Raw genomic sequence first — 10,753 nt, forward strand, 5'->3', positions numbered from 1 at the left:
TGCGGCGGCGCATCACCTGAACATCAACACCGCGCGCCCCAGCAGGCGAAAGCAGAAAGGAGGAAAACGAATGCGCTACCAGAACGCCACGGCTTATCGCTTCCTCGCGCCCTATCTGCTGATCTTCTCGATCTTCTGGCTGTGGCCGATCATCGATTCCTTCCTGATCTCGTTCCAGGCGACGCGCACCGTGCCGTGGCGGTTCGCGCCGACCTTCAACTGGGGCCGGCTGATCGGCGATCCCGCCTTCTTCAACGCCTTGAAGAACACATTGCTGATCCTCGTCATCCAGGTGCCGGTGATGATTTCCCTGGCGATTGTGATGGCGGTGCTTTTGAATTCGCCGCTGCTCAAGGCGCGTGGCCTGTTCCGCTTTGCCTTCTTCGCGCCGGTCGTGGTCGGCGAAGTCGCCTATTCGGCGGTTTTCCGGCTGATGTTCAATCTCGACTACGGCATCATCAACAAATTGCTGAACAGCATCGGCCTGCCCAGTGTCGACTGGTTTACCAACGTCACCCCGGCGATGGCGGTGATCATGATGGCGGTGACCTGGCGCTGGGCCGGCTACAACGCCATCATCCTGCTCGCCGGCCTGCAGTCCATCCCCGAGGATGTCTACGAGGCGGCAACCCTGGACCGGGTCAGCAAGGTCAACCAGTTCTTTTACATCACGCTGCCGCTGCTCAAGCCGATCATCGTGTTCTGCGCCGTGCTGTCGATCATCGGCACCATGCAGCTGTTCACCGAGCCCTTCCTGATCACCGAGCGCGGCGGGCCGGGCGGCGGCACCGAAACGCTCGGGCTGCTGCTTTACCGCCAGGGCTTCCGGTCGCTCAATTTCGGCTACGCTTCGGCCGTCGCCTACACCATGGCCGGGCTGGCGATTGCCATTTCGCTGGTGCAGATATGGCTGACGAGGGAACCGAAATGACCTCGCGCTCCCCAATCAGCCATTCCCGGGTCAGCCGTTCTCAGGCCAGATTGGGCCGCAGCATCGCGCTGCATCTGGTCCTGACGCCGCTGGCGCTGGTCTGGCTGTTTCCGCTGTGGATGATGGTGGTCTTTTCCACGATGCCCGACAATGGCATCTTCAGCCCCGACATCGAGCTTTTGCCGCACGGCAATTTCCTCGACAATGTCAGCAATCTGCAGCGCGGCACCAATTTCATCGGCGCCATCGGCATCTCCGTCTCGGTGGCGGTGACCTATACCTTCCTGTCGGTGATGCTCACCTCGATGGCCGGCTGGGCGCTGGCGCGTTACAACTTCTTCGGCAAGGGCATGGTCGTCGCCATCATCTTCGGCACCATCACGCTGCCCTATGCGGTCGTGCTTATCCCGCAATTCATCATGGTGGCGCGCGACTTCAAGCTCGCCAACACCTGGGTGGCGCTGATCGTGCCGCCGCTGTTCAACTCGCTGGGCGTGCTATTCATGCGACAGAGTTTTTCGATGATGCCGCACGAGCTGTTCGACGCGGCCAAGGTCGAGGGCGTCAAGGAATGGCGGATATTCCTGTTCGTCGCATTGCCTCTGGCGCGGCCGATGCTGGCGGCACTCGCCATCATCCTCTTCCTTGCCTCCTGGAACAACTATCTGTGGCCGCTGCTGATCAATTCCAAGCCTGGCGCAATGACCGCGCCGGTGGCGCTCGGCACGCTGATCGGTCTCACCAAGGTGTCCTGGGGCGGCATCATGGCGGGCGCGGTGATGCTGACGGCGCCAATGCTCGTCGTGTTCGTGCTTCTGCAGCGCCATTTCGTCGCCGGCATCGCCGCCGGCGCCATCAAGTAAGGATCAGCATGGCTGCAGTCACACTCAAAAACGTCATCAAGCGCTTCGGCGTCTTCGAGATCGTCCACGGCGCCAATATCGATATCGATGACGGCGAATTCGTCGTCTTCGTCGGCCCTTCCGGCTGCGGCAAGTCCACGCTGCTCCGGATGATCGCCGGGCTCGAGGACATCAGCGACGGCGAGATCGCCATTGGCGGCAAGGTGGTGAACGACGTCGAGGCAGCCGATCGCGGCATCGCCATGGTGTTCCAGTCGTACGCGCTCTATCCGCACATGACGGTCGAGCAGAATCTGAGCTTCGGCCTGAGAATGACCGGCAATCCCAAGGCAGATACCGAGCGGCGGGTGAAGCGGGCTTCCGAAATCCTGCGTATCGCCGAGCTGATGAAGCGGCGGCCGCGGCAATTGTCGGGCGGCCAGCGCCAGCGCGTCGCTATCGGCCGCGCCATCGTGCGCGAGCCGCAAGTGTTCCTGTTCGACGAACCGCTCAGCAATCTCGACGCCGAGCTCAGGGTGCAGATGCGCGTCGAGATATCGCGCCTTCACAAGGAGCTTGGCGTTACCATGGTCTATGTGACGCACGACCAGACCGAGGCGATGACACTGGCCGACAGGATCGTCGTCCTCAACGCCGGCAATATCGAGCAGATCGGCGCGCCGCTCGATCTCTACGACGACCCCGCCAACCGCTTCGTTGCCGGCTTCGTCGGCTCCCCGAAAATGAACTTTCTGGCGGCGAAAATGGTCGGGGCCGACAACGGCGCTGCGGTCGTCGAACTGGTCAATCATCGCGGCGCGCGACTGCGCAAGCCGCTTTCGGATGCTCTGCCTGCGACAGGCGGCGATGTCGTGCTTGGCGTGCGGCCGGAGCATTTCTTCGACGCCGGCCAGGGCGATTGCGACCTTACCCTCAAGGCCGACGTCGCCGAGCACTTGGGATCGGTGAGTTATGTCTATGCCAATTCCGGGACCGGGGGCGGGCGCGAGGAACTGATCATCGAGCGCGAGGCCTCGCGGCATCGCGCGAACGGCGACGACCTGGTGGTGTCGATCAAGGCCGACCGCTCGCTTCTCTTCGACGCCACCGGCGCACGCATTCGCTAACCCATCTAGTTCCTTTTGTCCGATCGCGACTGGTCGCGGCCACCCCACGGAGATTTGACATGACGTCCAAGCCAGAAAAAATTCGCTGGGGCATTCTCGGGCCCGGCAACATCGCCAAGGCCTTTGCCGGCGGCGTCGCCCATTCGCGCACCGGCACCTTAGTCGCCTTAGGGGCGCGCAATCCCGGCAAGGCCGGGCTCACTGAGGCTTTCCCCGGCGCCCGCATCCTCGATGGCTACGAGACTTTGCTTGGCGATCCGGATGTCGACGCGATCTATATTTCAACGCCGCATCCGAGCCATGCCGAATGGGCGATCAAGGCGGCTGAGGCCGGAAAGCATGTGCTTTGCGAAAAGCCGCTTGGCCTGACCGCCTTCGAGGCCGACGCCATGATCCATGCCGCGCGCAAGGCCGGCACCTTTCTCGGCGAAGCCTTCATGTACCGGCTGCATCCGCAGACGGCCAGGCTGGTCGAGCTGGTCAGGGCCGGCGCGATCGGCGACATCAAGATGATCAAATCCAGTTTCGGCTTCGCCATGCCGGGCTTCATGCCGGAGCACCGGCTTTACGCCAAGGATCTCGCCGGCGGCGGCATTCTCGATGTCGGCGGCTATCCCGTCTCGATGGCGCGGCTGATTGCCGGCGCCGCGGCGGGAAAGCCCTTCGCCGAGCCGGACAAAGTGGTCGGCGCTGCGCATCTCGGCCAATCCGGCGTCGACGAATGGGCGTCGGCGCTGTTGCATTTTCCAGGCGGCATCGTCGCGGAAGTCTCCTGCAGCATTTCGCTCGCGCAGGACAACGTATTGCGTATTCTCGGCAGCAAGGGCCGCATCGAGGTGGCGGATTTCTGGTATGCCGGCGGCCAGCAAGGCGGCACCGGCGAAATCCGCATCATCCGTCCGGGTGACACCGAGGTGGTCGAGGTCAAGGAGGACGGCTGGCTTTACGCATTCGAGGTCGACGCTGCCGGCGAGGCCATTCTCGGCGGGAAGCAGGAGTTCGCCTGGCCGGGCATGAGCTGGGCCGACAGTCTCGGCAATCTGCGCGTGCTCGATAAATGGCGGGCCGCCATCGGGCTCGAATACGACATCGAGAAACCGGCAAAGCGCGTCCACACGATCTCCGGGCGGAAGCTGCGCTCCGGCGGGACCGCCATCCCCAAGCGCGGCATTCCGGGCCTGCCGCGGCCGGCTTCGTGTCTGGCGCTCGGCTTCGAGGATTTCCGCACGTTTTCGTCGGGCGCCATCCTGCTCGACGCCTATTTTGAGGCGGGCGGCAATCTGTTCGACACCGCCTTCGTCTACGGTTCCGGCTATACCGAGACGCTGCTCGGCCAGTGGCTGAAGAACCGCGGCGTGCGCGAGCAATCGGTGGTCATCGGCAAGGGTGCGCACTCGCCGCTCTGCTATCCCGACGTCATCGGCAAGCAGCTCACCCAGTCGCTTGAGCGGCTGCAGACCGACCATATCGACGTCTATTTCATGCATCGCGACAACCCGGACGTGCCGGTCGACGAGTTCGTCGATGCGATGGATCGCGAGGTCAAGGCCGGCCGCATTCGCGGTCCGTTCGGCGGCTCGAACTGGACGATGGAACGCATGGACGAGGCGATTGTCTATGCCGAGCGCACCGGCAAGCAGAAGCCCGGCGCCCTTTCCAACAATTTCTCGCTGGCCGAGATGCTGGAGCCGATCTGGGCGGGCTGCGTCACCTCCTCCAGCGACGCATGGAAGGCCTGGCTCACCGCCCGGCAGATGCCGAATTTCGCCTGGTCGAGCCAGGGCCGCGGCTTCTTCACCGACCGCGCCGGCCGCGACCGGCGCGACAATGAGGAACTGGTCCGGGTCTGGTACTCGGAGAGGAACTTCGGCCGTCGCGACCGCGCCATCGAGCTCGCCAAACGGCTGGGCAAAAGCCCGATCCACGTCGCGCTCGCCTATGTCCTGGCGCAGCCCTTTCCGTCCGTCCCGCTGATCGGGCCGCGCACGCTCGACGAGTTGGAAGACAGCCTCCAGGCGCTCGACATCTCACTTTCGCCGGACGATCTTGCATGGCTGGATAGCGGTTCGGATCAGGCCCGCGCGCGCGCCTGATAGCGGGGTCTTGCGCTGCGCCCTTAATTTCCGGACTGTTTGCGCTGCCCCTCACCTACCCTCTCCCCGCTCTTCGGGAGAGAGGATAAGGTTAAAGGGCAGCGCCGAAGTCGCTTGAGATAGGGAAGACAGATGCTCGACATATCACCGTCGAAACAGGCGGCCACCTGGCTCGGTTCTTTTGCGCGAGCGCTCGAGGCGGGCGACGTCGCGGCCGCAATCAACCTGTTCGTCGAGGACTGTTACTGGCGCGATCTGCTGACCTTCACCTGGAACATCAAGACCATGGAAGGCCGCGCGGCGATCCGCGACATGCTGGAAGCCACGCTGGCAATGACAAGGCCTGCCCGGTGGCAGCTCAGCAGCGAAGCGACTTCGGACGAAGGCGTTATCGAAGCCTGGTTTTCTTTCGAGACGTCATCCGCGTGGGGCCAAGGCATCATGCGCCTCAGGGACGGCAAATGCCGGACACTGTTTACGGCGATGAGCGATCTCAAGGGGTTTGAGGAGCGCAAGGGCCCGGCGCGGCCTCTGGGCGTCCGCCACAAGGCCGATCCGGAGCGCGAGACCTGGCTGGAGGCGAGGGCGCGCGAGACGCGTGAACTCGGCGCCGGCCAGCAGCCTTATTGCCTGGTCATCGGCGGCGGCCAGGGCGGCATCATGCTGGGCGCACGGCTCCGGCAACTCGGCGTGCCGGCCATCATCATCGAGAAGAATGCGCAGGCCGGCGATTCCTGGCGCAATCGCTATCGCTCGCTCGTGCTGCACGACCCGGTCTGGTACGACCATCTGCCCTACATCCCGTTTCCCGAGAACTGGCCGGTGTTCACGCCCAAGGACAAGATGGGCGACTGGCTGGAAATGTATACACGCGTCATGGAGCTCAACTACTGGACCTCCACAAGATGCATCAGCGCGTCCTACGACGACACCGAAAAGGTCTGGACGGTCGAGGTCGACCGCGCCGGCCAGCGCATCACGCTAAAGCCGAAGCACATCGTCTTTGCAACCGGTGCTTATGGCCCGCCCAGGCAGATCGACCTGCCGGGCGCCGAGGCCTTCCAGGGCGAGTTCCTGCACTCCAGCCAATATTTCAGCGGCGAGAAATTCCGCGGCAAAAAGGTCGCCGTCATCGGCGCCGCAAGTTCTGGCCATGATGTCAGCGTCGATCTATGGGAGAGCGGCGCCGAGGTGACGATGGTCCAGCGCTCGCCGACGACGGTGGTCAAGTCGGACACGCTGATGGAGATCGGTTTCGAGATCTTTTCGGAAAAGGCGCTGGCCCGCGGCATCACCACTGAGAAGGCCGACATGATCGTCGCCTCGACGCCGTTCGCGCTGCTGCCACAGGGCCAGCGCGCGCTCTACGACATCATCAAGGCGCGCGACGCGGCCTTCTACGACCGCTTGCGCGGCGCCGGCTTCGCCATCGATTTCGGCGACGACGAGACCGGACTTTTGATGAAGGCCTACCGCACCGGCTCGGGCTTCTACATCGACGTCGGCGCCTGCGATCTGATCATCGACGGCGAGATCGGCATCCGCAGCGGCGTCGGGATCAAGTCGCTGACGCCGACAGGCATCCTCTTCGACGACGGCACCGAACTGGCGGCCGACGCAATCATCGCCTGCACCGGCTATCTCTCGATGAACGAAACGGTGGCGGCGATCATCTCCCGTGAAGTCGCCGACAAGGTCGGGCCGTGCTGGGGGATTGGCTCGGGCGTGAAAGGCGACCCGGGTCCATGGCAAGGCGAATTGCGCAACATGTGGAAGCCGACCGCGCAGGAAGCGCTGTGGTTCCACGGCGGCAATCTGGCGCTGTCGCGCTTTTATTCGAAGTTCGTGGCGCTGCAGATCAAGGCGAGGATGGAAGGCATTGCGACGCCGGTTTATGGGACGCCGCGGTGAAGCTGTGATCTCCCCCCTTGAGCGGGAGATATCGCCAAAGGCGACAGAGGGAGTCGCCGCGCGTCGAGCGCCAGCCTCCTCTACCGTAGCAGCAGGCCGAGCCCCGTCGGACCTACCCCCTCTGGCCTGCCGGCCATCTCCCCCTCAAGGGGGGAGATCACCCACGCCCGAAATGCCGGGCGGCAACCTCGACATGCGTGTCATGCGCATGCGCTTCGAAGCGCTCGGTTTCGCCGAAATCGTCCAGCGCCTCGTTCGGCCACCACGTGCCGCCGACCACAATGCCGTCAGAGACCAGCCTTTGCTCGGCGACCAACGAGGCGCCGACCGAGTCGACAAAGGTGAAGCGGCCCGGACGCAGCCGCAGCACCGCGATGTCGCCGACCGCACCAACCGCAAGCCTGCCCAAATCTGGCCTGGCGATCGCTTCGGCCGGCCGCTGTGTCGCGGCGCGCAGCACCTCGACCAGCGGCATGCCGAGAACCAGCAGCTTCGACATGCACACCAGAATGTCGAAGGCCGGCCCGTCGACGCAGTAGAGATGCACGTCGCTGCTGATCACGTCCGGCGCCAGCCCCTCGCTCAGCATCGCCTTGGCCACCTCGAAATCGAACGAGCCCATGCCGTGGCCGATATCGAAGATGACGCCGCGCTCGCGCGCCAGCCGCATGTCCGGCCGCACCGCGCCCGAAGCGAAGACCGGTGCGTTGGGAAACGGCCGGAAGCAGTGGGTGAGGATATCGCCTTTGCGCAGCCGCGGCAGCACTTCCGAGCGACCCGGCGGCGGCTCGTCTATATGCGCCATCAGCGGCAGGCCGGCCTTGTCCGCGGCTTCCAGCCCGAGATCGACCGGCGCGATGCCGCTGCTGCCGCCGGCATGGCGACCGGAGCGGACCTTGACGCCGACGATCACGTCTGCGTGCTCGCGCGCCGCGGCCACCGTCTCGCGCGGTTCGCAGAGCCTGAGGTCGCTGCATTCGCCGACCGCGACGGTCTGCGAGAAGCCGAAAATGCCGGCAAAGGAAATGTTGACGTATGCCAGGATACGGACCTTCGAGCGCTCGATGACGTGGCGGCGAAAGCCGAGGAAATTGCCGGCGCCGGCGCTTCCGGCATCGACGAAGGTGGTGGTGCCGCTCTTTGCGGCGAGCCGGTCGGCATCGACGCCGAGCGACGTGCCGCCCCAATAGACATGGCTGTGCAGGTCGATCAGGCCGGGCGCGACGATCGAGCCCGTGGCGTCGATGACGCGGGCTGCACGTTCGAAGGGGATTTCGGGGTCGATGGCGGCGATACGGCCGTCGGCAATCGCCAGATCGCGTTGTGCGTCGAGGCCGGACGCCGGATCGATGAGGCGGCCGCCCTTTATCAGGAGATCGAATTGCATTGCGCCTGTCTCCGCTTTTCCGTCAGGCCGGCCTGTAGGCGACGGCTTCGACCTCGATCTTGATGTCGATCATAAGCCGTGACTCCACCGTCGTGCGTGCCGGCGGATCTTTCGGGAAATGCCGGGCGTAGACGGTATTGAAGATGCCGAAATCGCGCGCGTCCTCGAGCCAGACCGTCGTCTTGACCACGTCGTCGAGCGTGCAGCCGGCCAGCGCCAGTGCCGCCTTGACGTTCGACAGCACCTGTTCGGTCTGCTCGGCTATGCCGCCCTTGACCACCAGCCCGTCGCTGCCGACCGGCACCTGGCCTGAGACATAGACGAAATCGCCGGCCCTGACCGCCGGCGACAACGGCACATGGGATTTTCCGAAACACTGCTTGGGCAAGGAGGCCTCCTGTCTAGGTTCTTTGGGTGAACGCGCGATGCTGCAAGAGATTGGGCGCGGCTGCACGCCATCGATCCACATTCTGAAAGCCTATATCGCTTTGCTGCGGTAACGCCAGAACGATCACCGCCCTTGGTGATCCTTCGCGCCAGCATCTGGACCCGCGACGCCAGCCGGCTCAGCGGTCGATCCGCGTCGACAGGATGATCGACGACGACGTCCGCTCGACCCCGTCCATGGCGCCGATCTGGTCGAGGAGCGTGTCGAGATCCCTGATCGACGGCGCTTCGACGACAACGATCATGTCGAAATTGCCGCTGACCGAGTGCAGGGTTCGAACCGGTGCCAGCGCCTGCAGGCTGCGCACCACCTTGTCGGCGAGCTTGGGGGTGACGGTAAGCAGGACATGCGCCCTGACCAGCCCCTGTTCGTAGTCGGGCGAAAGCCTGACACCGTAGCCGGTGATGATGCCGCGCTGTTCCAGCCGCTCGATCCGGCTCTGCACCGTGGTCCGCGACACGCCCAGCCGTCGCGCCAGTTCGGCGGTCGAGGCGCGCGCATTGATGCGCAGCAGGGAAAGCAGAGCCTGGTCGGCATCGCTTAGCATTTCGACGAACCTTGCCGGCACATTGCGCAAAGAGAGACTGCGTTTCGTACAGTCTCACGCTTCCTTTCGACAGGCAAGCTGCGATTCTAGCGATCAATCCAACGTTGGTGCGAGGGACCAGTCATGAAGGAAATCATCGTCGTCGGCGCCGGCAAGATCGGCTCGACCATTGCCGAGATGCTGGCTTCCACGGGCAACTACCATGTCACGCTCGTCGACCGCTCGGCGGCGCAGCTCGGCGCGGCCGAACTGCCTGAAACGATCGAGACGCTGGAACTCGACATCGAAGCCGCCGGCACCCTCGAAGCGGCCTTGGCCGGCAAATTCGCGGTGCTCAGCGCCGCGCCCTTCCATCTGACCACGCGCATCGCGGAGGCGGCGGCCAGTGCCGGCGTGCACTATCTCGATCTGACCGAGGATGTCGTCAGCACCAGGCGGGTCAAGGAACTGGCGCGCTCCGGCAACAGCGCCTTCATTCCGCAATGCGGCCTGGCGCCCGGCTTCATCTCGATCGTTGCCAACGACCTCGCCAGCCGCTTCGACACGCTGGAGAGCGTGCGCATGCGGGTTGGCGCGCTGCCGCAGTACCCGTCGAACGCGCTGAACTACAATCTGACCTGGAGCACCGACGGCGTCATCAACGAATATTGCGAGCCTTGCGAGGCGATCGTCGAAGGCGAGCTGATCGAGGTGCCGCCGCTCGAGGAGCGCGAGGAGTTCTCGCTCGACGGCGTCACCTATGAGGCGTTCAACACCTCGGGCGGGCTGGGCACGCTGGCCGAAACGCTGAAAGGCAGGGTGCGCACGCTGAATTACCGCACCATCCGTTATCCCGGCCATGCCGCGATCATGAAGGCGCTGCTCAACGACCTCGGCCTGCGCCACCGCCGCGACGTGCTGAAGGACATTTTCGAAAGCGCCCTGCCGGCAACGCTGCAGGACGTGGTTATCGTCTTCGTCACCGTCAGCGGCCGCAAGAACGGCCGTCTGCTGCAGGAGACCTATGCCAACAAGATCTACGCCAGGCGCGACGGCGAAAAGGTGCGCAGCGCCATCCAGATCACCACTGCATCGGCGATCTGCGCCGTGCTCGACATGCTCGCCGACGGCACCTTGCCGGCAAGAGGTTTCATCAAGCAGGAGGACATCGCGCTCGACGCTTTTCTAGCCAACCGCTTCGGCCACGCCTACGCGCAGCACGAGATGGTTAGCCGGCTTGCGGGGTGAGCTGCGTAATCTCCCCCCTCGAGGGGGAGACGTCGCCGAAGGCGACAGAGGGGGTCGCCTCACGAAGAGCGCCAACCTCCATCTGTCGCAAGGGAGGTCGCATCCAGTCGAACCGACCCCCTCTGGCCTGCCGGCCATCTCCCCCTCAAGGGCAGTGTTTGGACCGGGGACATCGCGAACAGCTGTGCGAGGACATCGCGAACAGTTTGCCATCCTATCGTTGGCTTGCATTGAGGTCGA

At 64.2% G+C, this 10,753-nt stretch carries 9 protein-coding genes; 6 read left to right on the top strand and 3 right to left on the bottom strand.

What is annotated here, in order from left to right:
- Positions 1-70 precede the first annotated feature (70 nt).
- The 5 genes from NKI63_RS22060 (at position 71) to NKI63_RS22080 (ending at position 6,904) form a co-directional block, all read left to right on the top strand.
- A complete protein-coding gene (locus tag NKI63_RS22060) occupies positions 71-931 on the top strand; it encodes a carbohydrate ABC transporter permease (protein WP_352507384.1) in 861 nt (286 codons plus the stop codon).
- On the top strand, positions 928-1,794 hold the full coding sequence (locus NKI63_RS22065) for a carbohydrate ABC transporter permease (protein WP_352507385.1): 867 nt from the start codon (positions 928-930) through the stop codon (positions 1,792-1,794). Before NKI63_RS22060 ends, NKI63_RS22065 begins: the two co-directional genes overlap by 4 nt.
- An 8-nt stretch (positions 1,795-1,802) precedes the next feature.
- Positions 1,803-2,900 carry an ABC transporter ATP-binding protein gene (locus tag NKI63_RS22070; protein WP_023675944.1) on the top strand — a complete coding sequence of 366 codons (1,098 nt, stop codon included), beginning with the start codon at positions 1,803-1,805 and terminating at the stop codon, positions 2,898-2,900.
- A gap of 59 nt (positions 2,901-2,959) precedes the next feature.
- Positions 2,960-4,993: an aldo/keto reductase gene (locus NKI63_RS22075; protein WP_352507386.1), complete on the top strand. Its 2,034-nt coding sequence runs from the start codon at positions 2,960-2,962 to the stop codon at positions 4,991-4,993.
- A 132-nt stretch (positions 4,994-5,125) separates the two neighbouring features.
- On the top strand, positions 5,126-6,904 hold the full coding sequence (locus NKI63_RS22080; RefSeq protein WP_352823263.1) for an NAD(P)-binding domain-containing protein: 1,779 nt from the start codon (positions 5,126-5,128) through the stop codon (positions 6,902-6,904).
- A 157-nt stretch (positions 6,905-7,061) separates the two neighbouring features.
- Here the strand turns inward: NKI63_RS22080 and NKI63_RS22085 are convergent, their stop codons facing one another.
- The 3 genes from NKI63_RS22085 to NKI63_RS22095 form a co-directional block, all read right to left on the bottom strand.
- Positions 7,062-8,291, bottom strand: coding sequence for an amidohydrolase/deacetylase family metallohydrolase (locus tag NKI63_RS22085; RefSeq protein WP_352507388.1), 1,230 nt, complete (start codon positions 8,289-8,291; stop codon positions 7,062-7,064).
- A gap of 22 nt (positions 8,292-8,313) precedes the next feature.
- A complete protein-coding gene (locus tag NKI63_RS22090) occupies positions 8,314-8,679 on the bottom strand; it encodes a RidA family protein (RefSeq protein WP_254817935.1) in 366 nt (121 codons plus the stop codon).
- Between the two features lie 178 nt (positions 8,680-8,857).
- Positions 8,858-9,286 carry an Lrp/AsnC family transcriptional regulator gene (locus NKI63_RS22095; RefSeq protein ID WP_254817936.1) on the bottom strand — a complete coding sequence of 143 codons (429 nt, stop codon included), beginning with the start codon at positions 9,284-9,286 and terminating at the stop codon, positions 8,858-8,860.
- Between the two features lie 123 nt (positions 9,287-9,409).
- Between NKI63_RS22095 and NKI63_RS22100 the strand changes: the two genes are divergently transcribed.
- Positions 9,410-10,513, top strand: a complete 1,104-nt coding sequence (locus tag NKI63_RS22100; protein WP_352507389.1) for a saccharopine dehydrogenase family protein — start codon at positions 9,410-9,412, stop codon at positions 10,511-10,513.
- Positions 10,514-10,753: the final 240 nt, after the last annotated feature.

This window comes from Mesorhizobium sp. M0410 (genome assembly GCF_040321435.1).
Lineage (GTDB): Bacteria > Pseudomonadota > Alphaproteobacteria > Rhizobiales > Rhizobiaceae > Mesorhizobium.

Excerpts from the sequence above, each read along its gene's own strand:
- NKI63_RS22060 (WP_352507384.1), top strand. The coding sequence starts at position 71 with ATGCGCTACCAGAACGCCACGGCTTATCGCTTCCTCGCGCCCTATCTG.
- NKI63_RS22065 (WP_352507385.1), top strand. The coding sequence starts at position 928 with ATGACCTCGCGCTCCCCAATCAGCCATTCCCGGGTCAGCCGTTCTCAG.
- NKI63_RS22070 (WP_023675944.1), top strand. The coding sequence starts at position 1,803 with ATGGCTGCAGTCACACTCAAAAACGTCATCAAGCGCTTCGGCGTCTTC.
- NKI63_RS22075 (WP_352507386.1), top strand. The coding sequence starts at position 2,960 with ATGACGTCCAAGCCAGAAAAAATTCGCTGGGGCATTCTCGGGCCCGGC.
- NKI63_RS22080 (WP_352823263.1), top strand. The coding sequence starts at position 5,126 with ATGCTCGACATATCACCGTCGAAACAGGCGGCCACCTGGCTCGGTTCT.
- NKI63_RS22085 (WP_352507388.1), bottom strand. The coding sequence starts at position 8,291 with ATGCAATTCGATCTCCTGATAAAGGGCGGCCGCCTCATCGATCCGGCG.
- NKI63_RS22095 (WP_254817936.1), bottom strand. The coding sequence starts at position 9,286 with ATGCTAAGCGATGCCGACCAGGCTCTGCTTTCCCTGCTGCGCATCAAT.
- NKI63_RS22100 (WP_352507389.1), top strand. The coding sequence starts at position 9,410 with ATGAAGGAAATCATCGTCGTCGGCGCCGGCAAGATCGGCTCGACCATT.